This is a genomic window from Streptomyces sp. NPDC013457 (assembly GCF_043089925.1).
Classification (GTDB): domain Bacteria; phylum Actinomycetota; class Actinomycetes; order Streptomycetales; family Streptomycetaceae; genus Streptomyces.
On record NZ_JBICBL010000004.1, the window covers coordinates 391,595 to 417,266 of the forward strand.

A 25,672-nucleotide genomic window follows, 5' to 3' on the forward strand; every position below is an offset into this window, starting at 1 on the left:
GGCGTGACGAGGGGGGCGGGACACACCCGCCCCCCTCACGAGAGCACGGGGCTCAGGAGACGCCGAGCTCCTTGGCGTTCTTCTTGAGGTCCTCGATGCCACCGCACATGAAGAAGGCCTGCTCGGGGAAGTGGTCGTACTCACCGTCGCAGATCGCGTTGAACGCGGCGATCGACTCGTCGAGCGGAACGTCCGAACCGTCCACACCGGTGAACTGCTTCGCCGCGTGGGTGTTCTGGGACAGGAAGCGCTCGACACGGCGGGCGCGGTGGACAACGAGCTTGTCCTCCTCGCTCAGCTCGTCGATACCGAGGATCGCGATGATGTCCTGGAGGTCCTTGTACTTCTGCAGGATTCCCTTGACGCGCGTGGCGGCGTCGTAGTGGTCCTGCGCGATGTAGCGCGGGTCCAGGATCCGGGACGTGGAGTCCAGCGGGTCCACGGCCGGGTAGATGCCCTTCTCGGAGATCGGACGGGAGAGAACCGTCGTCGCGTCGAGGTGGGCGAAGGTGGTGGCCGGGGCCGGGTCGGTCAGGTCGTCCGCGGGGACGTAGATCGCCTGCATCGAGGTGATCGAGTGACCACGGGTCGAGGTGATGCGCTCCTGGAGGAGACCCATCTCGTCGGCCAGGTTCGGCTGGTAACCCACGGCGGAGGGCATGCGGCCGAGCAGGGTCGAGACCTCGGAGCCGGCCTGCGTGAAGCGGAAGATGTTGTCGATGAAGAACAGCACGTCCTGCTTCTGCACATCGCGGAAGTACTCCGCCATGGTCAGACCGGCGAGGGCCACGCGCAGACGGGTGCCCGGGGGCTCGTCCATCTGGCCGAAGACCAGCGCGGTCTTGTCGAGAACGCCGGCCTCCTCCATCTCGACCATGAGGTCGTTGCCCTCACGGGTGCGCTCGCCGACGCCCGCGAAGACCGACACACCGTCGTGCAGCTTGGCCACACGGACGATCATCTCCTGGATCAGAACGGTCTTGCCGACACCGGCGCCACCGAACAGACCGATCTTTCCACCCTTGACGTACGGGGTGAGAAGGTCGACGACCTTCAGGCCGGTCTCGAACATCTCGGTCTTGGACTCGAGCTGGTCGAAGGCCGGGGCCTTGCGGTGGATCGTCCAGCGCGGCGCGTCGGCCACGGTGGAGGCGTCGGCGTTCAGCACCTCACCCAGCGTGTTGAACACACGGCCCTTGGTGACGTCGCCGACGGGCACGGTGATGCCCTCGCCGGTGTCGGTCACCGGGGCCTGGCGAACCAGGCCGTCGGTCGGCTGCATGGAGATGGTGCGGACGACGCCGTCACCGAGGTGCTGGGCGACCTCGAGGGTCAGCGTCTTGGTCGCGCCCTCCTCGGCCGGGTCCGGGACCTCGACGTTCAGCGCGTTGTAGATCTCCGGCATCGCGTCGACGGGGAACTCCACGTCGACGACCGGGCCGATGACCCGGGCGACGCGGCCCGTGGCGGCGGCCGTCTCAACAGTGGTCGTCATTACTTGTCACTCCCCGCGGTCGCGTCGGCCAGGGCTGCGGTGCCACCGACGATCTCGCTGATTTCCTGGGTGATTTCGGCCTGGCGGGCCGCGTTGGCAAGTCGGGAGAGGTTGTTGATCAAGTCTCCCGCGTTGTCGGTCGCCGACTTCATCGCACGGCGCGTGGCGGCGTGCTTGGAGGCAGCCGACTGGAGCAGCGCGTTGTAGATCCGGCTCTCGACGTAGCGCGGCAGAAGGGCGTCGAGGACGTCCTCCGCCGACGGCTCGAAGTCGTACAGCGGACGGAGCGTGTCCTGCTCGCCCGCCTCCTTCGCCACCTCGTCGAGGCTGAGGGGCAGCAGCCGGGCCTCGACCGCCGTCTGCGTCATCATCGAGACGAACTCGGTGTAGACGATGTGGAGCTCGTCCACTCCGCCCTCGGCCGTGTCCTTCTCGATCGCCTCGATCAGCGGAGCCGCGATGTTCTTGGCGTCCGCGTACTCCGGCTGGTCCGTGAAACCGGTCCACGAGTCGGCCAGCTTGCGCTCACGGAAGTTGTAGTGCGCGATGCCACGACGGCCGACGACGTAGATGTCGACCTCGCGCCCCTCGCTCTCCAGCTTCCTCGTCAGCGCTTCCGCCGCCTTGATGGCGTTGGAGTTGAAGGCACCGGCCAGACCACGGTCGCTCGAAAGGAGCAGGACCGCGGCGCGGGTCGGGTTCTCCGTCTCGGTGGTCAGCGGGTGCTTGTCGTTCGCACCCGTGGCCACCGCGGTGACCGCGCGGGTCAGCTCGGTGGCGTACGGGGTCGACGCCTGCACCTTGCGCTGCGCCTTGACGACACGCGAGGCGGCGATCATCTCCATCGCCTTGGTGATCTTCTTCGTCGCGGTGACGGATTTGATGCGACGCTTGTAGACCCGGAGCTGCGCTCCCATGAGTCAGGTCCCTTCCGTCGTCACTTCGAGACGTTGACGGCAGCGGAAGCGTCGTCGCCCAGCAGCTTCCCGTCAGAGGTCTCGAACTGCTTCTTGAACTCCGCGATGGCGTCGGCCACGGACTGCAGGGTGTCGTCCGACATCTTGCCGCCCTCACGGATGGAGGTCATGAGACCGGAGTGGCTCTGGCGCAGGTACGCCAGCATCTCGGCCTCGAAGCGGCGGATGTCGGCCACCGGGACGTCGTCCATCTTGCCGGTGGTGCCGGCCCAGACGGAGACGACCTGGTTCTCGGTGGGCATCGGCTGGTACTGAGCCTGCTTGAGCAGCTCGACCATCCGCTGACCACGCTCCAGCTGCGCCTTCGACGCGGCGTCCAGGTCCGAACCGAAGGCGGCGAACGCCTCCAGCTCACGGAACTGGGCCAGGTCGACACGGAGGCGACCGGAGATCTGCTTCATCGCCTTGTGCTGGGCGGAGCCACCGACACGGGAGACCGAGATACCGACGTTCAGGGCCGGACGCTGGCCGGCGTTGAACAGGTCGGACTCCAGGAAGCACTGGCCGTCGGTGATGGAGATGACGTTGGTCGGGATGAACGCCGAGACGTCGTTGGCCTTCGTCTCGACGATCGGCAGACCGGTCATCGAGCCGGCACCCAGCTCGTCCGAGAGCTTCGCGCAGCGCTCGAGGAGACGCGAGTGCAGGTAGAAGACGTCACCCGGGTAGGCCTCACGGCCCGGCGGGCGGCGCAGCAGCAGCGACACGGCGCGGTAGGCGTCGGCCTGCTTCGACAGGTCGTCGAAGACGATCAGGACGTGCTTGCCCTGGTACATCCAGTGCTGGCCGATGGCGGAACCGGTGTACGGCGCCAGGTACTTGAAGCCGGCCGGGTCGGACGCCGGGGCGGCGACGATCGTCGTGTACTCGAGCGCACCGGCCTCTTCCAGGGCGCCGCGAACGGACGCGATGGTCGAGCCCTTCTGGCCGACGGCGACGTAGATGCAGCGGACCTGCTTGTTCACGTCGCCCGAGCGCCAGTTGTCACGCTGGTTGATGATCGTGTCGACGCACAGCGCGGTCTTGCCGGTCTGACGGTCACCGATGATCAGCTGACGCTGGCCACGGCCGACCGGGGTCATGGCGTCGACAGCCTTGTAACCGGTCTCCATCGGCTCGTGCACCGACTTACGGGCCATGACGCCCGGGGCCTGCAGCTCGAGGGCGCGGCGGCCCTCGGTCGCGATCTCGCCGAGGCCGTCGATCGGGTTGCCGAGCGGGTCGACGACGCGGCCGAGGTAGCCCTCGCCGACACCTACGGAGAGAACCTCACCGGTGCGCTGCACCGGCTGGCCCTCCTCGATACCGCTGAACTCGCCGAGGACGATCGCACCGATCTCGCGCTCCTCGAGGTTGAGGGCGAGACCGAGGGTGCCGTCCTCGAACTTCAGCAGCTCGTTCGCCATGGCCGAGGGAAGACCCTCCACCTTGGCGATGCCGTCGCCGGCCAGGCTGACCGTTCCGACCTCCTCGCGCGAGGCCGCGTCCGGCTGGTACGACTGGACAAAGTTCTCCAGCGCGTCCCGGATCTCCTCCGGCCGGATCGTGAGCTCCGCCATCTGGGTTCCCTGCTCTCCTTGTTGGGCCCGAAGTTTCTTAGGGGGTCTGGGGGCCGACCCCCAGGAATCTTCTGCAATCTCTGCACGGCCCAACCGGGCCGCTGGTGATGCTGTGTTCTGTTGGTGGCTGACGTCAGCCGGCCAGTCGCCGGGTCGCCTCGTCGAGGCGCTCAGCGATGGTGCCGTTGATGACCTCGTCGCCGACCTGCACCGTGATCCCGCCGAGGACCGCGGGGTCCACTTCGAGGTTCAGGTGCATCTGGCGGCCGTACAGCTTGGCCAGGACGGCACCGAGGCGCTGCTTCTGCTGATCGGTCAGCGGCACCGCCGACGTCACGACGGCGACCATCCGGTCCCGGCGCGCCGCGGCGAGCTTGGAGAGGGACTCGAGTCCCGCTTCCAGGCTACGTCCACGCGGCTGGGTCACGAGACGGACGACCAGGCGCTCGGTGACCGGGTTGGCCTTGCCACCGAGCAGGCTGCGCAGCAGCTCGCTCTTGGCGGACGCCGCGGCGGCCTTGTCGGTCAGCGCCGAGCGCAGCTCGGTGCTGGAGGTCACGATCCGGCCGAACCGGAACAGCTCGTCCTCGACGTCGTCCAGCGCACCGGCCTGCTGCGCCGCGGTGAGGTCGGCGATGTTCGCCAGCTCCTCGGCGGAGTCGACCAGGTCACGCGAGGACGACCAGCGGGCACGCACCATGCCGGACACCAGGTCGACGGTCTCGCCGCCCACCTGGCCGCCGAGCAGTCGCCCGGCGAGCTCGGCCTTGGCCTCGCCCGCCTGCGCCGGGTCGGTCAGGACCCGACGCAGCGACACCTCGCGGTCGAGCAGCGCGGTGACCGCGGCCAGCTCGCCCGCGAGCTTCGCGGCGTCGACCGAGGTGTTGTCGGTCAGCGCGTCGAGAGACTCGCGTGCGGCGACCAGTGCCTCACGGCTCGCTCCGTTCATCGGACAGCCTCGGCCTTCTCCTCGAGCTCGTCGAGGAAGCGGTCGATCGTGCGGCTCTGGCGGGCGTGGTCCTCGAGGGACTCGCCGACCAGCTTGCCGGCCAGGTCGGTGGCGAGCTTGCCCACGTCCTGACGCAGCGAGGTCGCCGCGGCCTTGCGGTCGGCCTCGATCTGCGTGTGACCGGCCGCGATGATCTCCTCGCGCTGGCGCTGGCCTTCCGCCTTCATCTCCTGGATGATCGCGGTGCCCTGCTCCGTCGCCTCCTGGCGAAGACGCGCGGCCTCATGGCGGGCTTCGGCGAGCTGGGCCTTGTACTGCTCCAGCACACTCTGGGCCTCGATCTGGGCCGACTCGGCCTGCTCGATGCCACCCTCGATGGCCGCCCGACGCTCTTCCAGAACCTTGTTGATGTTCGGGAGGAGCTTCTTGGCGAGGAAGCCGAAGACGATGACGAAGGCGATCAGGCCGATGACGAGCTCGTCAAGATGCGGGATCAGAGGAGGCTGGGGCTCCTCCGCCGCAAGAAGCAGAGCGTTCACATCAGTGCCTTCCGTAAAAAGGTGTGGGCTGTCGGTCCGATTTACTGGTAGACGAAGCCCATGACGATGCCGATGAGGGCGAGCGCCTCACAGAAGGCGAAGCCCATGATCTGGTTGGTGCGGATCAGACCGGCGGCCTCGGGCTGGCGGGCGAGCGCCTGCGTACCGTTACCGAAGATGATGCCGACGCCGACGCCGGGGCCGATCGCGGCCAGGCCGTAGCCGATCGAGGCGACGTTGCCGACGACGTTCTCCTTGGCGGAGGCCGCGAGGTTGACCATGTCGAGAGCAGCGGACATGCCGTTACTTCCTTCTCTTTCAATGACCCGGTGGGGGTTGGCCACCGGACGACTGTTGGATTGGGGGTCTAGCTGGGTCCCTGGGCGGGAGTGGCTCAGTGGTGCTCGGCCAGCGCGCCCTGGACGTAGCTGCAGGCCAGGAGGACGAAGACGTACGCCTGGACGGCCTGGATGAAGAGCTCGAAGGCCGTCATCACGAGGACCATCACGAACGAGGCGCCGGCGTAGACGAAGCCCAGGCCGTTCATGAGGTACCAGGTGGCCAGCGAGAACATCACGATCAGCAGGTGACCGGCGAACATGTTCGCGAACAGTCGGACCGCGTGCGTGAAGGGCCGGATGATGAGGTTCGAGAAGAACTCGAGGACGACGACCATCGGGAGGATCGCACCGAGGGACTTGTCGTAACCGACGATGTTCTTCCAGCCGCCGACGAAGCCGTGCTTCTTGAAGGTCAGCGAGATCCAGAGCACGTACACGATCAGCGCGAGACCGGCCGGGAAGGCGATCAGCGAGGTGACCGGGAACTGGGCGAGCGGAATGATCGACCAGAGGTTCATGATCCAGACGAAGAAGAACAGCGACACCATGAAGGGGACGTACTTCTCGCCGTCCTTCTTGCCGATGATCTCGTAGACGATGCCGCGGCGGACGAAGTCGTAACCGGCCTCGCCGACCATCTGCATCTTGCCGGGGATCAGCTTGGGCTTGTTGAAGGCCGCCCAGAAGAACCCGACGACCACGATGGAGCCCAGCAGAGCGAGCAGCATCGGCTTGGTGATGTCGATGCCTCCCACCGTGGCGATGGGCTCGTACATGAACGTGTGCAGGCCCGGCGCCGGGAAGCCGCATCCACTGAAGATGTGGCAATCCGGGTCGAAGGCAAGCGTCTGGTCAGCACTCACCGCGGGCTCCTTCAGCGTGGCGCATAGGTACGGCAACCTCGTTGTGTCGGCGCGGCACGCAGCCGCGGGTCGGCACTGGACTGGTCTTACGGATAAGGGGGCGGCGGTTCGGCGTCGAGCCTCGCGCTGGGACAGGCGTCAGCTCAGATGCCCGCGCCCGCAATGCCGCAGTTGGCACCGGACGATAGCAGGAAGCCGAACGCGCCTTTATCCCGGCCCTACCCCTCACTGCGACGACCCCGGCTTCTTGGGGTCGTCGACGTACATGATCTTGGCCTTCATGTACGCGCGTGCCTGCGCGGCGATCCAGACGAGGGTCGACGCGAGGAGGGTGAAGGCGAAGGCCTTGAAGTCGAAGAACGTCGTGTTCTTGAGCATCAGCATCAACACGAAGAGCAGCAGCAGCTGGGTCGTGTAGAGCAGCAGGCCCATCGCCTGGAACAGGTGCGGGTACGACTTGGCCGTCCGCTGGAGCACCACGAGCCCGATCCCCATGAAGGCGATCACGACGGCGCAGCCGATGACGGCGCCGATCGCGCCCTTCCCGCCGGCAACCACGCCGCTGATGACCGCGGCGATGGCGCCGGTGGCAGCAGCGGGAATGGCAGCTGACAGAAGGATGCGTGCGTCGTTGGACGGCATGGCGGTGTCTCCGCTGTTGCTTGGTGGGGGCGATGGTGTCGTCAGGGACGAGCGTAAGCCCGGTCCGAGGTGTGTCTCGGGGCCAACGGACCGTCGCACTACGGTCTTTCGGCTCTGTCTCCGGGTCTCGTGAACGGTATCACAAACTATTTGAGTAGTTCTTTACCCAGGAAGTGTGCTGACTGTCACACATGAGTGTGACCGTGCGCGTGTGTGCAGCAAGCCGGGGAGTTTTGTCTGGTAATGCGGCTCGATATGACATTCGTCAACTCGGCGTTCCGGCCTTCCGCCGGTCGGTGAAGCGCGAACGGTGGCCGATGGCGGTGGCCCCGTTGACCCCCGCGGGCACCGGGACGCGCTCCTCCGCCGGCTCCTCGACGGCCGCGGCGACCGGAACGGCGCCGTCCGGGCGCGTGCCCGGCAGGCCTCCCCGGCGTCCGGCTCCGCGGCGCCGGTAGCGCGGCGGGACGAAGGACTCCGCCCAGCGCGGGGCGCGCGGCGTGAAGCGCGGCAGCAGGAGCAGCACCAGGCCGATGGCGCTCAGGAACACGACCACGAGCACGATCCACATCGACGTCGAGTGCACCGAGTACGCGAGCGTCCCGAAGGCGATGAGCGCCGACCAGAAGTACATGATCAGGACGGCCCGGCTGTGGGAATGCCCGATCTCAAGGAGTCGGTGGTGCAGATGCCCGCGGTCGGCGGCGAACGGCGACTGACCGTTCCAGGTGCGGCGCACGATGGCCAGGATCAGGTCGGCCATGGGGATCGCGATGATCGTCAGCGGCAGCACGAGCGGGATGAAGACCGGCAGGGCGGCGTGGGTGGCCTCACGGGTCGAGCCCTCGAAGAGCTTCAGCACGTCCGGGTCGACCTGGCCGGTGATCGAGATCGCCGAGGCGGCCAGGATCAGACCGATCAGCATCGAGCCGGAGTCGCCCATGAAGATCCGGGCCGGATGCATGTTGTGCGGCAGGAAGCCCAGGCACATGCCCATGAGGATCGCGGCGAAGAGCGTCGCGGGCGCGGCGGCCTCGATCGTGTAGCCGTACCAGAGGCGGTACCCGTACAGGAAGAAGGCCGCGGCGGCGATGCAGACCATGCCGGCGGCCAGGCCGTCGAGGCCGTCGACGAAGTTCACGGCGTTGATGGTCAGGACGACCAGGGCGACGGTGAGGAGCGTGCCCTGCCCCTTGGTGAGCGCTACCGTGCCGACACCCGGGATCGGCAGCCACAGGATCGTCAGACCCTGCATCACCATCACGCCGGCGGAGATCATCTGCGCGCCCAGCTTGATCAGCGCGTCCAGTTCGAACTTGTCGTCGAGGACACCGATCAGCCAGATCAGGGCGGCGCCGGAGAGCAGCGCGCGGGGCTCGTTGGAGAGCTCGAAGACGCTGTTGAGGTTCTGCAGGTGGTCCGCCACCAGCAGTCCGGTGCACAGGCCGAAGAACATGGCGATGCCACCGAGCCGCGGAGTCGGTTCTCGGTGTACGTCTCGGGCACGGATCTCCGGCATCGCCCCGGTCGCGATGGCGAACTTCCGCACCGGACCGGTGAGCAGATAGGTCACCGCGGCCGTGACACAGAGCGTCAGCAGGTAATCACGCACGGGCTGCCCCACAGGAATCGCTGGCCATCTCAGCCCCACACCCTAGCCGTGCTGTCCATGTGCTTGAGGACATACGTCCCGGCCGGATGGTTGCGCTCCGGGCTTCCTCACCGTCCATACGGGGGAAATCGTCCGGCAAGATCACGTACTTCCGCGCGTACCCGGGCCGTCTCCTGCGGTTCGTCCCGTAGCGCGATCGTGAACAGCGCGGCGATCCGGGCCATCTCCGAAGCGCCCATTCCCTGGGTGGTGACGGCGGCGGTTCCGAGACGAATCCCACGTCCGTCTCCGTACGGCAGGGCGCAGGTGTCGAGGACCATGCCGGCGGCGGCGAGGCGCGAGCGCGCCGTGCGGCCGTCGACACCGAGGGGGGCGGGATCGGCGGTGATCAGGTGGGTGTCGGTGCCGCCGGTGGTGAGCGCGAAGCCCTCGGCGGAGAGCGCGTCGGCGAGGACCCGGGCGTGGGCGACGACCTGATGGGCGTACGTGGTGAAGGCGGGGGTCGACGCCTCGCCGAAGGCGACGGCCTTGGCGGCGATCGTGTGCATCTGGGCGCCGCCCTGCGTGAACGGGAAGACGGCACGGTCGACACGGTCGGCCAGCTCACCGCCGCAGAGGATCATCCCGCCGCGAGGGCCGCGCAGGACCTTGTGGGTGGTGGCGCAGACCACATCGGCGTACGGGACGGGGTTGGGCGCCGCTCCCCCGGCGACGAGCCCGATGGGGTGGGCGGCGTCGGCGATGAGATAGGCCCCGGCCTCGTCGGCGATCTCCCGGAAGATCGCGTAGTCGATGTGGCGCGGGTAGGAGATGGAGCCGCAGACGATCGCCTTGGGGCGGTGGTGACGGGCGAGGGCGGCGACCTGCTCGTAGTCGACCAGACCCGTCTCGGCGTCGACGCCGTAGGGGACGAAGTCGAACCAGCGGCCGGAGAAGTTGGCGGGCGAACCGTGCGTGAGATGACCGCCGTACGGAAGTCCCATGGCGAGGACGGTGTCTCCGGGCCTGAGAAGGGCCGCGTACGCCGCCAGGACGGCCGAGGAGCCGGAGTGGGACTGGACGTTCGCGTGCTCCGCTCCGAAGAGCGCGGTGGCCCGCTCGACGGCGATCCGCTCGGCGGCGTCGGCGAACTCGCAGCCGCCGTGGTGGCGGGCGCCGGGATACCCCTCGGCGTACTTGTTGGCGAGCGGGGAGCCGAGCGCGGCGAGGACGGCGGGCGAGGTGAAGTTCTCGGCCGCGATCAGCTGCAGACTGTCGGCCTGTCGGCGTGCCTCCCCGAGCAGCACGTCGGCGATCTCCGGGTCCTGACGGCGCAGGACGTCGAGATCCTCTTCGGGTGGAGCGGTGACCGGCATCGTGGGCTCCAGGCGGCGCGTGGGCTGGCCTTCAGCTCCAATGTAGGCGCGTGGGCACGCGTTTGCCCGATGTTCACCAGGACCCTGGGCCGGATGGCTCTGCAACGCCCGGCGGCTCCCCGCCGCCGCCACGCGACCAACCCGCACAGCGGCTCCCCTCAGCGGCGCGCCGGTACCCCGGTCAAGGCCGTCACGACGGGGTCCAGCGCCGTGGTGAGTCCCCTGCCTCGACGCGCCCCTCGCACTGCTCGGCCCCTGGGGGCCTTCCCAGCCATCGGGCCGCTGCACCGGCCTCCGGCCGACGGACGTGGGCAGCACACGTCGGCACACCTCAGCGGCGCGCCGGCACCCCGGTCAAGGCCGTCACGACGGGGTCCAGCGCCGTGTTGATCTCCTCGCCGATGGAGCGGAAGAACGTGATCGGCGCACCGTACGGGTCGTTGACCTCGTCGGCCTCCGCGCTCGGGGCCAGGAGCCACCCGCGTAGAGCAGCCGCCGCACGCACCAGCGCACGCGCGCGTTCGACCATGCCCTCGTCCAGCGGATCCGGCAGGGTCGCGGGATCTATGGCGCGGACGAGGCGCGTGAACTCCTTCAGGGTGAAGGTGCGCAGGCCCGCCGAGTGGCCCATCGAGATGACCTGCGCCCGGTGGTCGCGGGTCGCCGTCAGGACCAGGTCCGCGCGGATGACGTGCTCGTCGAGGAGCTCACGCCCGACGAAGCCGCTGTGGTCCGCGCCGAAGTCGGCGAGGACCAGCTCCGCGTTGGCCTCCATCGGGGCCCCCTCGTGGCCCCAGGTGCCCGCGCTCTCCACGATCAGGCCGCCGCCCCGGGGGTCGCCGAGGCGGGAGCTCAGGGCATGGCGGGTCAGCCGCTCGGTGATCGGCGAGCGGCAGACGTTGCCGGTGCTGACGTGGAGGATGCGGAAGGAAGTGCTCTCGTGCCCCGCTATGCCACGCCCCTCAGGGGCGGTCAATTGGCCACCTCGAGGTCGGGTACGACCTTCCGGAGCTCCTCCGGGGAGAGCGCGCCCTGACGCAGCAGGACCGGCACCGTGCCCGTCACGTCGACGATCGACGACGGGACGATCCCCGGCGTCGGACCACCGTCGAGGTAGACGGAGACCGAGTCGCCGAGCATGCCCTGCGCCGCGTCGCAGTCCTCCGGCGACGGGTGCCCGGTGAGGTTCGCCGAGGAGACCGCCATCGGGCCGACCTCGGTCAGCAGCTCGATCGCGACCGGGTGCAGCGGCATCCGGATCGCGACCGTGCCCCGGGTGTCGCCCAGGTCCCACTGCAGCGACGGCTGGTGCTTCGCGACGAGCGTGAGCGCGCCGGGCCAGAACGCGTCGACGAGCTCCCACGCCTGCTCGGAGAAGTCCGTGACGAGCCCGTGCAGCGTGTTCGGGGAGCCGATGAGGACGGGCGTGGGCATGTTGCGGCCCCGGCCCTTGGCGTCCAGCAGGTCCGCGACCGCCTCCGAGCTGAAGGCGTCCGCGCCGATCCCGTACACGGTGTCGGTGGGCAGCACGACCAGCTCGCCACGGCGCACGGCGGACGCGGCCTCGCGCAGCCCGGTCGCACGGTCGGTCGCCTCGTTGCAGTCGTATCGCCGAGCCATTTAGCGGGCCTCCTCATACACAAGCGTGGTCATGGCAGCGCGGATCACGGCGTGGCCTTGCGGGCGGTCGCGAAACGCGGACGGTTGTTCAGGTCCGGGTGGTCGGCGGCATCCGCCCAGCCGGCCTCCTCGTTGAAGATCCACGGCACCTGGCCGCCCTGCGTGTCCGCGTGCTCGATCACGACGAGGCCCCCCGGGCGCAGCAGACGGTGCGCGGTGCGCTCGATGCCGCGGATCGTGTCGAGGCCGTCCTCGCCGGAGAACAGCGCCATCTCCGGGTCGTGGTCACGCGCCTCGGGCGCCACGTACTCCCACTCGGTGAGCGGGATGTACGGCGGGTTGGAGATGACGAGGTCGACCTGGCCGTCGAGCTCCGGCAGCGCGCTCAGCGCGTCGCCCTGGTGCACCGTGACGCGCGAACCCTCCGCGTTCTTGCGGGTCCACACCAGCGCGTCGTCGGAGAGCTCGACCGCGTGCACGCGCGAGCGCGGCACCTCCTGCGCCATCGCGAGCGCGATCGCGCCCGAACCGGTGCACAGGTCGACGATCAGCGGCTCGACCACGTCCATGGCCCGTACGGCGTCTATGGCCCACCCGACGACCGACTCGGTCTCCGGGCGGGGCACGAAGACGCCCGGTCCCACCTGGAGCTCCAGATAGCGGAAGAACGCCCGGCCGGTGATGTGCTGGAGCGGCTCTCGCGCCTCGCGGCGGGCGACCGCCTCCCAGTAGCGGGCGTCGAAGTCCGCGTCCTTGACGTTGTGCAGCTCCCCCCGCTTGACGCCGTGCACGAACGCGGCGAGCTCCTCGGCGTCGAAACGCGGTGAGGGAACGCCGGCGTCGGCCAGCCGCTGGGTGGCCTGGGCCACCTCGGCAAGCAGCAGGTTCACGCTGGTCCTCCGTGGTGCGGGTGGGGCTGACAAAGTCCTACGCTGCTGCGAGCTTGGCGGCGGAGTCGGCGTCGACGCAGGCCTGGATCATCGTGTCCAGGTCGCCGTCGAGCACCTGGTCCAAGTTGTACGCCTTGAAGCCGACGCGGTGGTCCGAGATCCGGTTTTCCGGGAAGTTGTACGTACGGATCTTCTCGGACCGGTCGACGGTGCGGACCTGGCTGCGACGGGCGTCGGCGGCCTTGGACTCCGCCTCCTCCTGTGCGGCGGCGAGCAGCCGGGACCGCAGGATACGCATGGCCTGCTCCTTGTTCTGGAGCTGGCTCTTCTCGTTCTGGCAGGAGGCGACGATGCCGGTCGGCAGGTGCGTGATGCGGACCGCGGAGTCGGTGGTGTTGACGGACTGGCCGCCGGGGCCCGACGAGCGGTACACGTCGATGCGGAGATCGTTGGCGTGGATCTCGACGTCGATCTCCTCGGCCTCGGGGGTCACGAGGACACCGGCGGCGGAGGTGTGGATCCGGCCGGCCGACTCGGTGGCGGGCACGCGCTGCACGCGGTGCACCCCGCCCTCGTACTTCAGCCGCGCCCAGACGCCCTGGCCGGGCTCGGTCGCGCCGTTGCCGCCCTTGGTCTTCACGGCGACCTGGACGTCCTTGTAGCCGCCGAGCTCGGACTCGGTGGAGTCGATGATCTCGGTCTTCCAGCCGACGCGCTCGGCGTAGCGCAGGTACATCCGCAGCAGATCGCCGGCGAAGAGGGCGGACTCGTCGCCGCCCGCGCCGGCCTTGATCTCCAGGATGACGTCCTTGTCGTCGCTGGGGTCGCGCGGGACGAGCAGCAGCCGCAGCCTGTCGGTCAGCTCCTCGCGCTGCTTCTCCAGGTCCTTGACCTCGGCCGCGAAGTCGGGGTCGTCGTGCATCAGCTCGCGGGCGGTCTCGATGTCGTCACCGTTCTGCTTCCAGGAACGGTAGGCGGCGACGATCGGGGTCAGCTCGGCGTAACGCTTGTTCAGCTTGCGCGCGTTGGCCTGGTCCGCGTGGACCGAAGGGTCAGCGAGCTTCGTCTCGAGATCGGCGTGCTCGCCGATCAGTTCCTCGACCGCCTCGAACATCGGGGGCTCCTGGTTTTCGTACGAACGGACTGCGGGGACGGCAAAGCGCCGGTCCGGTACTCCCAGCGGGAGCGACCAAGGACCGGCGCAGTGACGTGCTACTTCTTGGCCGCAGCCTTGCCGAAGCGGGCCTCGAAGCGGGCGACGCGGCCGCCGGTGTCGAGGATCTTCTGCTTGCCCGTGTAGAACGGGTGGCACTCGGAGCAGACCTCGGCACGGATGGTGCCCTCGGCCAGGGTGCTACGGGTGGTGAACGACGCGCCACAGGTGCAGCTGACCTGGGTCTCGACGTACTCGGGGTGGATCTCGCGCTTCAAGGTGTCTCCTAGTTTCGGGAGGGCTCCGGGTCGCCGTGCGGATTGCACCTGCGTGAACCGGGACCGACGTACCAGTCTGCCAGGACCGGCCGTATCTCCCAAAACCGGGTCCCTGGTGAAACTATTCCGTAGGCCGTGGCGGGCGGTCCCACGACGCCGTCCGCCTGGCCCGTGGCCGCGTCCTTCGTGGCGGAGGCGGGGATGGGGCGGTCGGCCTTGAGGGCCTGCCAGACCTGCCGTGACGGGGCCTCCAGCGGGATGACGCGGTTCGGGTCGGCGGGGTCGTACTCGACCGGCATGGTGACCATGTGGACGTCCTCGGCGCCGAGCCCGGAGAGGCCCTGGGCGAAGCCCATCAGCTCGTTGACGGAGTCGAGCTCCGAGTCGGGCGTGATGGCCTTGGTGGCGGTGTCGGCGACGTCCAGGAGCTTCTTGGGGTTCGTGAAGACGCCGACGTCCTTGACCTGGTCGATGAAGGCCTTCATGAACGCCTGCTGGAGCTGGATGCGGCCGAGGTCGCTGCCGTCGCCGACGCTCTTGCGGGTGCGGACCAGGCCGAGGGACTGCTCGCCGTCGAGGGTGTGCGTACCCGGTTCGAGGTCGAGGTGGCTCTTGGAGTCCTTGATGGCCTTCGTCGTGGTGATCTCCACGCCGCCGAGCTTGTCGATCAGCTTCTTGAAGCCGGAGAAGTCGACCTCGATGTAGTGGTCCATGCGGATGCCCGACATCGACTCGACGGTCTTCACGGCGCAGGCCGGGCCGCCGACCTCGTACGCGGTGTTGAACATCGCCCGCCGCTCGCGGGGGACGGCCTTGCCCCGGCCGTCGGTGCAGGAGGGACGCTCGACGAGGGTGTCACGCGGGATCGAGACGACGCTGGCCTTCTTGTGGCCCTCATAGACGTGGACGACCATCGCGGTGTCGGAACGGGCGCCGCCCTCGTCCTTGCCGTAGGCGCCGTTGTCGCCGGACCGGGAGTCGGAGCCGAGGACGAGGATGTCCATCGAGCCGTTGTCGACGTTCTTGGGCCGGTCGGTGCCGAGCTGGGCGTTGATGTCCACGCTCTTGAGGTTGCCGTCGAGCTTCAGATAGACGTATCCGAGCCCGGAGCCGCCGACGACGACGAGCGCGGCGGCGCTCCAGACGGCGACTGTCACCGCGCGGCGGCCCTTGGGGGGCTCCTTGCGGCGGCGGCCGCTGCCTGGGGATCCCCCCACGCCCCCTGGGCGTAGGGGGAATATTCGGCCGCCCTTGCTCTGCTCGCTCATCTCCCACCTCAGGTCTTCGCTTCACCTTCTGTGACGGCGAAGCACCCGAAAGGGTTGCATAGGAACCTGTGGGGTTTCGCAGAGCGACGGACCGGAACGCACGGCGCCCACCGTGCCGAGGCACGATGGGCGCTGTGTTCATCCAGGTCACGGCAGAGTTACGGCCTCAGGGCCGGCCACCCGCCGTGTGACCGAGGTCTCTCCCTCAGTCGTTGTTCCCGCCAGGCGTCGTCTTCTGGATCTGGAGCAGGAACTCGCCGTTCGACTTCGTCTGCTTGAGCTTGTCGAGCAGCAGCTCGATCGCCTGCTGCTGGTCGAGCGCGTGGAGCACGCGACGCAGCTTCCAGGTGACCGCGAGCTCGTCGCTGCCGAGCAGGATCTCTTCCTTACGCGTACCCGAGGCGTCGACGTCGACGGCCGGGAAGATGCGCTTGTCGGCGAGCTTCCGGTCGAGCTTGAGCTCCATGTTGCCGGTGCCCTTGAACTCCTCGAAGATCACCTCGTCCATGCGCGAGCCGGTGTCGACCAGCGCGGTGGCCAGGATGGTCAGCGAGCCGCCGTCCTCGATGTTGCGCGCCGCACCGAAGAAGCGCTTCGGCGGGTAGAGCGCGGTCGAGTCGACACCACCGGACAGGATGCGGCCGGAGGCCGGGGCGGCGAGGTTGTACGCGCGGCCCAGGCGGGTGATCGAGTCGAGCAGGACGACCACGTCGTGACCCAGCTCCACGAGACGCTTGGCGCGCTCGATGGCCAGCTCGGCGACCGTGGTGTGGTCCTCGGCCGGACGGTCGAAGGTCGAGGAGATGACCTCGCCCTTCACCGACCGCTGCATGTCGGTGACCTCTTCCGGACGCTCGTCGACGAGGACGACCATCAGGTGGCACTCGGGGTTGTTGTGCGTGATCGCGTTGGCGATCGCCTGCATGATCATGGTCTTGCCGGTCTTCGGCGGGGCCACGATCAGACCACGCTGGCCCTTGCCGATCGGCGACACGAGGTCGATGATCCGCGTGGTCACCACGCCCGGGTCGGTCTCCAGACGGAGCCGGTCCTGCGGGTAGAGCGGGGTCAGCTTGTTGAACTCCGGGCGGCCGCGGCCGGAGTCGGCGGCCATGCCGTTGGAGGAGTCCAGACGCACCAGCGCGTTGAACTTCTCGCGGCGCTCGCCCTCCTTCGGCTGACGCACGGCGCCGGTGACGTGGTCACCCTTGCGCAGGCCGTTCTTGCGGACCTGGGCGAGGGAGACGTACACGTCGTTCGGGCCGGGCAGGTAGCCGGAGGTCCGGATGAACGCGTAGTTGTCGAGGATGTCCAGGATGCCCGCGACGGGGATCAGGACGTCGTCGTCGGAGACCTGCGGCTCACCGGTCGCGAAGTCGTCACGGCCACGACGGCCACGACGGTCACGGTAGCGGCCGCGACGGCCACGGCGGCCGCCCTCGTCGTCGAAGTCGTCCTGCGGGCCGCCCTGCTGACCCTGCTGGCCGCCCTGACGCTGCTGACGCTGACCGCCCTGGCCACCGCCCTGCTGGTCGTCGCCCTTGCCGCCACGGTCACGGCGGTCGCGCTGACGGTCGCCGCGGTCACGGCGGTCCCCGCGCTCGCCCCGCTCGCCGCGGTCACGGCGGCCGCGGCCCTCGGCGGTGTCGGCGGCGGTCTCGGCCTTGGCGTCGGCGGAGCCGTCCGTACGGGACTCGGTTCGGGAGTCCGTCCGGGTGTCGGCCTTGGCCTCGGTCTTCACGGCCTGGGAGGACTCGGTCTTGACGTCGCCCTCCGGGCTGCCGGCCGGAGCCGTGGCCCGACGGCGGCGGCGCTCGCCGGCCGGCTGGTCGTCGGAGGCCGGCTGGCCGGGGATGTCGATCTGCTGCTGGGCGACGGCCTTCTCGGCCTTCTCCGCCTTGGGGGCAGCGGTCTCGGCGGCGCCCTCGGCCGTACGGGCCTTGGAGGTGGCGCGGCGCTTCGGCTTGGTCTCAGCCGTGTCGGCGGCGGCCTTGGCGGGGGCTCCGCCCCCGGCCTGCGCCTCCTTGATGACCTCGATCAGCTGGCTCTTGCGCATCCGCGCGGTGCCCCTGATGCCGAGGCCGGACGCGACCTGCTGCAGCTCGGCCAGGACCATGCCCTCGAGGCCGGTGCCGGAGCGGCGGCGCCGTGCGGTGGTGCCAGTGGCAGCACCTGCGGCGGGCGCGGAAGTGTCGACGGGGTTGTCGGCAGTCACGCCCATCAGATCGGTGGTGTCGCTCACGAAGGGTCCTTCCCTGGAGCGGACGTCGGCCATCTGGCTCGGCGACCGGTTGTGCTGTCCGACGACGGTCTGGTTTGTGGACCGTGTCGGGGCGGTGGTCCCGCCGGGTACGGCGGAGGAGGAAAAAACGTGCTGTGGGTCCGGCCCGAGGCCCCCTGCTCGGCCCTCACATGGAAAGAGCGAGGGGTGTCGTGCCGGTTCCGGAGCGTGCTCGAAACTGCTCAGGCGGGCTGCTCAGGCAGTTGGGGAGGCTCCCGGAAGAATGGGTGGTCCCTGATGGGGACACTCCGCACCGCGCCTCAAAAACGTCGGGTGCAGACTTGAGGTTAACACTACCGGCTCCAACAAACATTCCCCCTCTCCCTCACCGGCAATCACGTGTCCCTATGGCGCGAGCGGCAGGACACTCGCTCCGGACACATCGAGGTCGAGCCGGTTCGCGGCCCATCCCTCGCCCGCCAGCAGGGCGACCTTGTCGGCCGACCCCGGTTCGGCCAGCGCGAGCACCGTGGGGCCCGCGCCGGAGATGACCGCGGGGACTCCGTCCGCCCGCAGCCGGTTCACGAGGGCGATGCTCTCGGGCATCGCGGGAGCCCGGTACTCCTGGTGCAGCCGGTCCTCCGTGGCCGCGAGCAGCAGCTCGGGGCGGCGGGTGAGCGCCTCCACGAGGAGCGCGGCGCGTCCGGCGTTGGCCGCGGCGTCGACGTGCGGGACGGTGCGCGGCAGCAGACCGCGGGCGGTCTCGGTCAGTACGGGCTTACCGGGGACGAAGACCACCGGAACGATGGAATCGGCAGGATCCATCCTGATCGCCCGCGCGGCACCGGACTCGGTCCAGGCGAGCGTGAAACCGCCGAGCAGACAGGCGGCGACGTTGTCGGGGTGTCCCTCGATCTCGGTGGCGAGTTCGAGGAGCGCCGCCTCGTCGAGGCGGGTGTCGCCGCCTATGGTCACGGCGCGGGCGGCGACGATGCCGGCGCAGATGGCGGCGGAGGAGGAGCCCAGGCCTCGGCCGTGCGGGATGCGGTTGGCGCAGACGACCTCGAGGCCGCGCGGCTGGCCGCCCAGCAGGTCGAATGCGGTACGCAGGGAGCGTACGAGCAGGTGGCTCTCGTCGCGCGGGAGCGTGTCGGCACCCTCACCGGCGATGTCGATGTGCAGCCCGGAGTCGGCGACCCGGACGACGACGTCGTCGTAGAGACCCAGCGACAGGCCGAAGGCGTCGAAGCCCGGGCCGAGGTTGGCGCTGGTGGCGGGAACGCGCACCCGTACGGCGGCGGCGCGGAACGCGGGACCGGCCATCGCTCGATGACTCTCCTTGACTTGCGACTACGGGATTTCAAGAGAAGTACACGGAAACCCGGGGGCCGTTTCTGCCTCGGGGGCGACAACGGCAACGACACCGCGCATATGCAACGGGGCGGGTTCGGTACAGCCTATCGAAGGAAGGTTCTGTGGCGACATAGGGCGCACAGGAGGCGCACGATGCGTGTCGCATGCCTTCCTGTGCGCCTATGTACGTTCCTGATCGGGTTTGCCTCTCCGGGGGTTCCCGGAGAGGCGAACTTCGTCAGGGGGGTGCCTACGGCTTACGCGAGGCCGAGGCGCTCGGCCGCCGCTGCGGCGTCGACCGGGACGGTGACCGGCTGCGGCGCGCCGGCGACGGCCCAGTCGGGGTCCTTGAGGCCGTTGCCGGTGACCGTGCAGACGATCCGCTGGCCCGGGTCGACCTTGCCCTGCTCGGCGGCCTTCAGGAGGCCGGCGACGGACGCGGCCGAGGCGGGCTCGACGAAGACACCCTCCTGGGAGGCCAACAGCCGGTAGGCGCGCAGGATCTCACGGTCCGTCACCTCGTCGATGAAGCCGCCGGACTCGTCCCGGGCGGCGATCGCGTAGTCCCACGAGGCCGGGTTGCCGATGCGGATCGCGGTGGCGATGGTCGACGGGTCCTTGACGACCTCACCGCGTACGAGCGGTGCGGAGCCGGAGGCCTGGAAGCCCCACATGCGCGGGGTGTGGGTGGCGAGGCCGTCGGCCGCGTACTCCCGGTACCCCTTCCAGTAGGCCGTGATGTTGCCGGCGTTGCCGACGGGCAGCACGTGGATGTCGGGGGCGTCGCCCAGCATGTCCACGATCTCGAAGGCGGCGGTCTTCTGACCCTCGATACGGACCGGGTTCACCGAATTGACCAGCGCCACCGGGTAGTTCTCGGAGAGACCGCGCGCCAGCGTGAGGCAGTCGTCGAAGTTGCCGTCGACCTGGAGGATCTTCGCGCCGTGCACGAGCGCCTGGCCCATCTTGCCGAGCGCGATCTTGCCCTGCGGCACGAGGACGGCGGAGACCATCCCGGCACGTACCGCGTAAGCCGCCGCGGACGCCGAGGTGTTGCCGGTGGAGGCGCAGATGACGGCCTGCGCGCCCTCCTCCTTGGCCTTCGAGATGGCCATGGTCATGCCGCGGTCCTTGAAGGACCCGGTGGGGTTGGCGCCCTCGACCTTGAGGTGCACCTCGCAGCCCGTGCGCTCGGAGAGGACCTGAGCGGGAACGAGCGGCGTGCCGCCCTCACGGAGCGTGACGACCGGCGTCGTGTCCGTGACCGGAAGACGGTCCCGGTACTCCTCGATGATGCCGCGCCACTGGTGGGTGCCCTTGCTGGTCATGGGTCCTTACTCCCCTTCAACACGCATGATGCTGGCGACACCGCGCACGGTGTCGAGCTTGCGCAGCGCCTCGACGGTCCCGGAGAGGGCTGCGTCGGGCGCGCGGTGGGTGACGACGACGAGGGAAGCCTCGCCGTCCTTGCCCTGCTGGCGGACCGTGTCGATCGATACGCCGTGCTCGGCGAAGACCGTCGCGACCTGGGCGAGGACGCCCGGCTTGTCGGCCACGTCGAGGCTGATGTGGTACCGCGTCACCACGTCGCCCATGGGGCTCACGGGCAGCTGGGTGTACGCGGACTCGCCGGGGCCGGTGGCCTCGTTGAGCTTGTTGCGGCACACGGCGACCAGGTCGCCGAGGACGGCCGACGCCGTCGGGGCGCCGCCGGCACCGGGGCCGTAGAACATGAGCCGCCCGGCGGCCTCCGCCTCGACGAAGACCGCGTTGTAGGCCTCGCGGACGGAGGCGAGCGGGTGGCTCAGCGGGATCATCGCGGGGTGCACGCGCGCGGTGACGGACTCGCCGTCGGCGGCCCGCTCGCAGATGGCGAGCAGCTTGATGGTGCAGCCCATCTGCCTGGCCGAGGCGAAGTCGGCGGCGGTGACCTCGGTCATGCCCTCGCGGTAGACGTCGTCGAGGCGTACGCGGGTGTGGAAGGCGATTCCGGCGAGGATGGCGGCCTTGGCGGCGGCGTCGAAGCCCTCGACGTCGGCGGTCGGGTCGGCCTCCGCGTACCCGAGGGCGGTGGCCTCGTCGAGCGCCTCGGAGTAACCGGCGCCGGAGGTGTCCATCTTGTCGAGGATGAAGTTCGTCGTGCCGTTGACGATGCCCATCACCCGGTTGATCTTGTCGCCGGCGAGGGACTCCCGCAGCGGCCGGATGAGCGGGATGGCGCCCGCGACGGCGGCCTCGTAGTAGAGGTCCTGGCCGTGCTGGTCGGCGGCGGCGTACAGGCTCGTGCCGTCCTGGGCGAGGAGCGCCTTGTTGGCCGAGACGACCGACGAGCCGTGCTCGAAGGCGGTGGTGATGAGGGTGCGGGCGGGCTCGACACCGCCGATGACCTCGACGACGACGTCGATGTCGCCGCGTTTCACCAGCGCGGTCGGGTCGGTGGTGATCAGCTCCGCGGGAATGCCCTCACGGACCTTGTCCGGGCGGCGGACCGCCACGCCGGCGAGCTCGACCGGGGCGCCGATGCGCGCGGCGAGGTCGTCGGCGTGCGTCGTCATGATGCGCGCCACCTCTGAGCCGACCACACCACAGCCCAGCAGCGCCACCTTCAGCGGACGCGTACGCATCATCCGACCTCGTCTCTCGTACTGCTTCTCGTACTGCTTCGTATCTCTACGGTTGGACCAGTCTCACTCACCGGACGAGGGTTTCTGCCCCTCGTCCGGATCCTGAGACATCTATTTCATCACCCGACATCGAGACGCAGGAGATCTTCCTCCGTCTCACGCCGGACGATCACGCGCGCCTCGCCGTCGCGGACGGCGACGACGGGCGGGCGGAGTGCGTGGTTGTAGTTGCTGGCCATCGACCGGCAGTACGCGCCGGTGGCGGGCACGGCGACCAGATCGCCGGGCGCGATGTCGGCGGGCAGGAACGCGTCCCGTACGACGATGTCGCCGCTCTCGCAGTGCTTGCCGACGACACGGGTCAGCATGGGCTCGGCGTCACTCGTCCGCGACACGAGCGCGACGCTGTACTCGGCGTCGTACAGCGCGGTGCGGATGTTGTCGGACATGCCGCCGTCCACGCTGACGTACGTCCGCAGCCCGTCGAGCGGCTTGACGGTGCCGACCTCGTACAGCGTGAAGGCGGTGGGCCCGACGATGGCGCGGCCCGGCTCCACGGAGATGCGGGGCGTGGCGAGCCCGGCGGCGGCGCACTCCCGGGTGACGATCTCGTGGAGGGCCTTGGCGATGTGGTGGGGCTCGCGCGGGTCGTCGTCGGAGGTGTAGGCGATGCCGAGGCCGCCGCCGAGGTCGATCTCGGGGAGTTCGACGCCGTGTTCGTCGCGCACCTCGGCGAGGAGCTGGACGACGCGGCGGGCGGAGACCTCGAAGCCCGCCATGTCGAAGATCTGCGACCCGATGTGCGAGTGGATGCCGATGAGCTCCAGTCCGTCCAGCTTCAGCACGCGCCGGACGGCCTCGGCGGCCTGTCCGCCGGCGAGCGCGATGCCGAACTTCTGGTCCTCGTGGGCGGTGGCGATGAACTCGTGTGTGTGGGCCTCGACGCCGACGGTCACACGGATCTGGACGCGCTGCCGCTTGCCGAGGGATTCGGCGATGTGGGCGACGCGGACGATCTCCTGGAAGGAGTCGAGGACGATGCGCCCGACGCCGACCTCGACGGCCCGCCGGATCTCCGCCTCGGACTTGTTGTTGCCGTGGTAGGCGATGCGCTCCGGCGGCATGCCGGCGGAGAGGGCGGTGCTCAGCTCACCGGCGGAGCAGACGTCGAGGTTGAGCCCCTCCTCCTTGAGCCAGCGCACGACGGCGCGGGAGAGGAAGGCCTTGCCGGCGTAGAAGACGTCGGCGTCGGCGCCGAAGGCGTCGGCCCAGGCACGGCAGCGGACGCGGAAGTCGTCCTCGTCGAGGATGTAGGCGGGCGTGCCGTACTCCTCGCGGAGCTCTTCGACGGTGAGACCGCCGACGGTGACCTGCCCTTCGTCGTCACGACGGACGGTCCGGGCCCAGACCTTGGGGTCGAGCCGGTTGAGGTCGGCCGGCGGGGCGGTGTAGTGGCCCTCGGGGAGGACGTCGGCGTGGCGGGGCCCGGCGGGGTGGGCGGAACGGCTCATGTCTGCATCTTTCAGATCTGGTCGGGTGCGCTGATGCCGAGCAGGGAGAGGCCACCGGCGAGCACCACCCCGGCGGCTTCGGCGAGCGCGAGCCGGGAGCGGTGGGCGGCCGAGGGTTTCTCGTCGCCGAGAGGCAGGACGGTGTGCTGGAAGTCGAGCAGCGCGTCGGCGACGACTTCGAGATGCCGGGCGACCCGGTCGGGGGCGCGGTGGCGTGCGGCGGAGGCGAGAACGGCGGGGTGGTCGCCGAGTGCGCGGGTGAGGGCGGGCGCGTCGACGCTCTCACGGACATCGCTGTGGAACGAGAGCTGTTCGGCGTTCCGGACGAGCGCGCGGGCGCGGGAGTGGGCGTACCGGACCCGGAAGAGGGGATTGCCCTCGTCCTGCCGCAGCAGCAGTTCGTCCAGAGGGGCCCGGTCATGACCGGCGGCGGAGAGGAGCCCCCAGCGGGCGGCGTCGAGCCCGAAGCGGCCGAGGAGCTCGGCGGCGGTGTACGGGACGGGCAGCGGGGCGATGTCGGTGACGAGGCGGCCCCTGGATTCCTCGACCTCGATCCGTACCCCGAGATCGGCCCAGGCGGGGTCGGCGGCGTCCTCGCAGGAGGTGCGCACGGCGTACCCCTGGAAAAGAAGGACGCGCCGCACGGCGTCGGCGGTGACGGCGGCCCGCACGTCGGCGCGGTAGGCGGGCTGGACGACCTGACCGGTGGGCTCGACCCGCCCGTACCGCTCACCGCGCCGGAGGATCTCGCGCACGAGCTCCTGCTGGGCACCGGTCTGCAGGGTGAAGTTCAGGAACCCGGGCCCGGTGATGTCGACGGAGGCGATCCCGGGGCTCGGGTGGAGCCGGTCACGCAGGATCGCGGCGACATCGAGGGGCGGACGCCGGGCGGCGCGGGCGAGGGTGAGGGCGACGTTACTGGCATAGTCCCCGAGCCCCCCGGGCCGGGGCCGCTCGACCTTGACCCTCTCGGGAACGTCGACCCGCAGCACACCGTCATCGACCGCACGGCGCACGGCGTGCAGCACGGTGAGGGAGAGGTCCGCGGGGGTCACGGGACAAGCGTATGGGAGAGGGGGGGTGGAAACGCGAACCGGTTTCGCGATGCGGGCAGGGGGCGGGAGCAGGGGCGGGCTCGGCGGATGCAGGGGCGCGGGCTCGACGGGCGAGGGTCGCACGGTCGCCTTGGCTCTCGCGGCTCTCGCGGCTCTCGCGGCTCTCGCGGTCGCCGAACGTGAGAGAGAAGAAGAAGTCCCTAGGGGCGGGTACGGGCGTGCCGGACGCTGTGCGGCCGCCCGTCGGGTCTGCCGTCGACGCCCGACGGCCCCTCCCGTCCGCCACGCCGCTGGCCGGGCTCGCGCCCGTCGCGGTGCATGAGCTTGCGCACGACGCGCACGAGCTCGGCGGGTTCGAAGGGCTTGGTGAGGAAGGCGTCGACCCCGACGGCGACGCCGCTGTCCATCTCGTACTGGGTGCAGCCGCTGACGATGGCGACGGGCAGATGGCTGGTCCGCGGGTCGGCGCGAAGTCTCTCAGCGGTGCTCAACCCGTCGAGCCGGGGCATGACGACGTCGAGGGTGACGACATCAGGCCGAACCTGATGCACGACATCCAGACACTCGGCACCATCGGCCGCGGTCACGACCTCGAAGCCCTCAAGCTCGAGATTGACCCTGATCAACTGCCGGATCACCCGGTTGTCATCGACAACGAGCACCCGACCGGACATGCCTGACACACGACGAGAGTAGGTCGCCGGAAGTGGCTGCGTCCGGGTTTTGCCCACTTCCGACCCGTGAGAGGGAACGAGGGGTCGGTGACTCGACGGAAATACCTGTTCACAGGCACGGCTCGGATGCTGGTAGGGTTCTACCCGTCGCCGCCGAACGCGGCGGACGCCCCCGTAGCTCAGGGGATAGAGCAACGGCCTCCGGAGCCGTGTGCGCAGGTTCGAATCCTGCCGGGGGCACTTCGCAGGAAGTGCCCAAAGACCCCGCCACCAGCGTTGACGCTGAGGACGGGGTCTTTTGCGTTGTGCAGGCGTGTGCCGCTCAGAGTCGCCGTATGACGAGGTCTGTGGACGAGGCGTGGACGGGATCTTGTCCCCCAACGCCCCAGGTGGGACTGGCGAAACGACGAGGCCGCCAGGTGGAATGCCAGGGAGCCTTCAACGGGTCACGTGCCCTCACAAGTATGCGCGGAGCAGTTCCTCGATGCGCCGGTTGGAGACGTCCCGGCGCCCGTCCAGACACAGAACCTCGACGCTGTCGCCGGCGCGCTCGGCCACCTCGGTCGGATCGACGCCCGCGTTGAGCCAGGTCGACAGCGCCGAGTGCCGAAGGTCGTACGGCCGGCTCGCGAGCCGGGTGCGTCAGGGCAGCCGGTCAGCGCGGCGGTCGGTATCGGCGGCGTATGGGGAAGG

At 69.5% G+C, this 25,672-nt stretch carries 23 protein-coding genes, 1 tRNA gene and 1 pseudogene; 1 reads left to right on the plus strand and 24 read right to left on the minus strand.

Annotation, left to right across the window (positions count from 1 at the left end):
• Positions 1–52: 52 nt before the first annotated feature.
• The 23 genes from atpD to ACF1G2_RS13705 all read right to left on the minus strand — a co-directional run bounded on the left by atpD (position 53) and on the right by ACF1G2_RS13705 (position 24,988).
• Complete coding sequence (gene atpD / locus ACF1G2_RS13595; protein WP_384521856.1) at positions 53–1,495, minus strand: F0F1 ATP synthase subunit beta; 1,443 nt, start codon at positions 1,493–1,495, stop codon at positions 53–55.
• Complete coding sequence (locus tag ACF1G2_RS13600; RefSeq protein ID WP_391798413.1) at positions 1,495–2,412, minus strand: F0F1 ATP synthase subunit gamma; 918 nt, start codon at positions 2,410–2,412, stop codon at positions 1,495–1,497. Before ACF1G2_RS13600 ends, atpD begins: the two co-directional genes overlap by 1 nt.
• A 20-nt stretch (positions 2,413–2,432) precedes the next feature.
• Positions 2,433–4,031 carry a F0F1 ATP synthase subunit alpha gene (atpA, locus tag ACF1G2_RS13605; RefSeq protein ID WP_391798414.1) on the minus strand — a complete coding sequence of 533 codons (1,599 nt, stop codon included), beginning with the start codon at positions 4,029–4,031 and terminating at the stop codon, positions 2,433–2,435.
• Between the two features lie 133 nt (positions 4,032–4,164).
• Positions 4,165–4,980 carry a F0F1 ATP synthase subunit delta gene (locus ACF1G2_RS13610; RefSeq protein ID WP_391798415.1) on the minus strand — a complete coding sequence of 272 codons (816 nt, stop codon included), beginning with the start codon at positions 4,978–4,980 and terminating at the stop codon, positions 4,165–4,167.
• The gene (locus ACF1G2_RS13615) at positions 4,977–5,519 is read right to left on the minus strand and encodes a F0F1 ATP synthase subunit B (protein ID WP_391798416.1); all 543 of its coding nucleotides are present in this window, start codon (positions 5,517–5,519) and stop codon (positions 4,977–4,979) included. Before ACF1G2_RS13615 ends, ACF1G2_RS13610 begins: the two co-directional genes overlap by 4 nt.
• 41 nt (positions 5,520–5,560) lie before the next feature.
• The gene (atpE, locus tag ACF1G2_RS13620) at positions 5,561–5,818 is read right to left on the minus strand and encodes an ATP synthase F0 subunit C (RefSeq protein WP_158990502.1); all 258 of its coding nucleotides are present in this window, start codon (positions 5,816–5,818) and stop codon (positions 5,561–5,563) included.
• Positions 5,819–5,913: 95 nt separating this feature from the next.
• Entirely contained in the window at positions 5,914–6,723 is an 810-nt protein-coding gene (gene atpB / locus ACF1G2_RS13625; protein ID WP_329115866.1) for a F0F1 ATP synthase subunit A, read from the minus strand.
• A gap of 225 nt (positions 6,724–6,948) precedes the next feature.
• Positions 6,949–7,365 (minus strand): hypothetical protein, encoded by a 417-nt coding sequence (locus ACF1G2_RS13630; RefSeq protein WP_352188980.1) that lies wholly within the window; start codon positions 7,363–7,365, stop codon positions 6,949–6,951.
• A 265-nt stretch (positions 7,366–7,630) separates the two neighbouring features.
• The gene (locus ACF1G2_RS13635) at positions 7,631–8,977 is read right to left on the minus strand and encodes an MraY family glycosyltransferase (RefSeq protein ID WP_391798417.1); all 1,347 of its coding nucleotides are present in this window, start codon (positions 8,975–8,977) and stop codon (positions 7,631–7,633) included.
• Between the two features lie 107 nt (positions 8,978–9,084).
• Positions 9,085–10,332 carry a serine hydroxymethyltransferase gene (glyA, locus tag ACF1G2_RS13640; protein WP_391798418.1) on the minus strand — a complete coding sequence of 416 codons (1,248 nt, stop codon included), beginning with the start codon at positions 10,330–10,332 and terminating at the stop codon, positions 9,085–9,087.
• A gap of 331 nt (positions 10,333–10,663) precedes the next feature.
• On the minus strand, positions 10,664–11,308 hold the full coding sequence (locus ACF1G2_RS13645) for a protein-tyrosine-phosphatase (RefSeq protein ID WP_352188983.1): 645 nt from the start codon (positions 11,306–11,308) through the stop codon (positions 10,664–10,666).
• On the minus strand, positions 11,305–11,952 hold the full coding sequence (locus ACF1G2_RS13650; protein WP_391798419.1) for an L-threonylcarbamoyladenylate synthase: 648 nt from the start codon (positions 11,950–11,952) through the stop codon (positions 11,305–11,307). The genes ACF1G2_RS13645 and ACF1G2_RS13650 overlap by 4 nt, the downstream gene beginning before the upstream one ends.
• 44 nt (positions 11,953–11,996) lie before the next feature.
• Positions 11,997–12,842 (minus strand): peptide chain release factor N(5)-glutamine methyltransferase, encoded by an 846-nt coding sequence (gene prmC, locus ACF1G2_RS13655; RefSeq protein ID WP_391798420.1) that lies wholly within the window; start codon positions 12,840–12,842, stop codon positions 11,997–11,999.
• A 37-nt stretch (positions 12,843–12,879) separates the two neighbouring features.
• On the minus strand, positions 12,880–13,956 hold the full coding sequence (gene prfA / locus ACF1G2_RS13660) for a peptide chain release factor 1 (RefSeq protein WP_391798421.1): 1,077 nt from the start codon (positions 13,954–13,956) through the stop codon (positions 12,880–12,882).
• 98 nt (positions 13,957–14,054) lie between these two features.
• Positions 14,055–14,273, minus strand: a complete 219-nt coding sequence (gene rpmE / locus ACF1G2_RS13665; RefSeq protein ID WP_383553251.1) for a 50S ribosomal protein L31 — start codon at positions 14,271–14,273, stop codon at positions 14,055–14,057.
• Between the two features lie 8 nt (positions 14,274–14,281).
• A complete protein-coding gene (locus tag ACF1G2_RS13670) occupies positions 14,282–15,541 on the minus strand; it encodes an LCP family protein (protein WP_391798422.1) in 1,260 nt (419 codons plus the stop codon).
• Between the two features lie 205 nt (positions 15,542–15,746).
• Positions 15,747–17,783: a transcription termination factor Rho gene (gene rho / locus ACF1G2_RS13675; RefSeq protein WP_391798423.1), complete on the minus strand. Its 2,037-nt coding sequence runs from the start codon at positions 17,781–17,783 to the stop codon at positions 15,747–15,749.
• A gap of 384 nt (positions 17,784–18,167) precedes the next feature.
• A complete protein-coding gene (thrB, locus tag ACF1G2_RS13680; protein ID WP_391798424.1) occupies positions 18,168–19,085 on the minus strand; it encodes a homoserine kinase in 918 nt (305 codons plus the stop codon).
• 287 nt (positions 19,086–19,372) lie between these two features.
• Positions 19,373–20,443 carry a threonine synthase gene (gene thrC / locus ACF1G2_RS13685; protein WP_391798425.1) on the minus strand — a complete coding sequence of 357 codons (1,071 nt, stop codon included), beginning with the start codon at positions 20,441–20,443 and terminating at the stop codon, positions 19,373–19,375.
• A 6-nt stretch (positions 20,444–20,449) separates the two neighbouring features.
• Complete coding sequence (locus ACF1G2_RS13690; protein ID WP_391798426.1) at positions 20,450–21,742, minus strand: homoserine dehydrogenase; 1,293 nt, start codon at positions 21,740–21,742, stop codon at positions 20,450–20,452.
• A 116-nt stretch (positions 21,743–21,858) separates the two neighbouring features.
• Positions 21,859–23,250, minus strand: a complete 1,392-nt coding sequence (gene lysA, locus ACF1G2_RS13695; RefSeq protein WP_391798427.1) for a diaminopimelate decarboxylase — start codon at positions 23,248–23,250, stop codon at positions 21,859–21,861.
• 11 nt (positions 23,251–23,261) lie between these two features.
• Positions 23,262–24,305, minus strand: a complete 1,044-nt coding sequence (gene nrtL / locus ACF1G2_RS13700; protein WP_391798428.1) for an ArgS-related anticodon-binding protein NrtL — start codon at positions 24,303–24,305, stop codon at positions 23,262–23,264.
• 200 nt (positions 24,306–24,505) lie between these two features.
• Positions 24,506–24,988: a response regulator gene (locus ACF1G2_RS13705; protein WP_391798429.1), complete on the minus strand. Its 483-nt coding sequence runs from the start codon at positions 24,986–24,988 to the stop codon at positions 24,506–24,508.
• A gap of 159 nt (positions 24,989–25,147) precedes the next feature.
• Between ACF1G2_RS13705 and ACF1G2_RS13710 the strand changes: the two genes are divergently transcribed.
• A tRNA-Arg gene (locus ACF1G2_RS13710) sits at positions 25,148–25,219 on the plus strand.
• Between the two features lie 216 nt (positions 25,220–25,435).
• Here the strand turns inward: ACF1G2_RS13710 and ACF1G2_RS13715 are convergent.
• A pseudogene (locus ACF1G2_RS13715) lies at positions 25,436–25,612 on the minus strand (site-specific integrase); the annotation flags it as partial.
• Between the last annotated feature and the right edge of the window lie 60 nt (positions 25,613–25,672).

Bases quoted from the DNA above. Each gene is read 5' to 3' on its own strand.
- atpD (WP_384521856.1), bottom strand. From the start codon at position 1,495: ATGACGACCACTGTTGAGACGGCCGCCGCCACGGGCCGCGTCGCCCGG.
- ACF1G2_RS13600 (WP_391798413.1), bottom strand. From the start codon at position 2,412: ATGGGAGCGCAGCTCCGGGTCTACAAGCGTCGCATCAAATCCGTCACC.
- atpA (WP_391798414.1), bottom strand. From the start codon at position 4,031: ATGGCGGAGCTCACGATCCGGCCGGAGGAGATCCGGGACGCGCTGGAG.
- ACF1G2_RS13610 (WP_391798415.1), bottom strand. From the start codon at position 4,980: ATGAACGGAGCGAGCCGTGAGGCACTGGTCGCCGCACGCGAGTCTCTC.
- atpE (WP_158990502.1), bottom strand. From the start codon at position 5,818: ATGTCCGCTGCTCTCGACATGGTCAACCTCGCGGCCTCCGCCAAGGAG.
- ACF1G2_RS13630 (WP_352188980.1), bottom strand. From the start codon at position 7,365: ATGCCGTCCAACGACGCACGCATCCTTCTGTCAGCTGCCATTCCCGCT.
- glyA (WP_391798418.1), bottom strand. From the start codon at position 10,332: ATGCCGGTCACCGCTCCACCCGAAGAGGATCTCGACGTCCTGCGCCGT.
- ACF1G2_RS13650 (WP_391798419.1), bottom strand. From the start codon at position 11,952: ATGGCTCGGCGATACGACTGCAACGAGGCGACCGACCGTGCGACCGGG.
- prfA (WP_391798421.1), bottom strand. From the start codon at position 13,956: ATGTTCGAGGCGGTCGAGGAACTGATCGGCGAGCACGCCGATCTCGAG.
- ACF1G2_RS13670 (WP_391798422.1), bottom strand. From the start codon at position 15,541: ATGAGCGAGCAGAGCAAGGGCGGCCGAATATTCCCCCTACGCCCAGGG.
- thrB (WP_391798424.1), bottom strand. From the start codon at position 19,085: ATGGCCGGTCCCGCGTTCCGCGCCGCCGCCGTACGGGTGCGCGTTCCC.
- thrC (WP_391798425.1), bottom strand. From the start codon at position 20,443: ATGACCAGCAAGGGCACCCACCAGTGGCGCGGCATCATCGAGGAGTAC.
- ACF1G2_RS13690 (WP_391798426.1), bottom strand. From the start codon at position 21,742: ATGATGCGTACGCGTCCGCTGAAGGTGGCGCTGCTGGGCTGTGGTGTG.
- lysA (WP_391798427.1), bottom strand. From the start codon at position 23,250: ATGAGCCGTTCCGCCCACCCCGCCGGGCCCCGCCACGCCGACGTCCTC.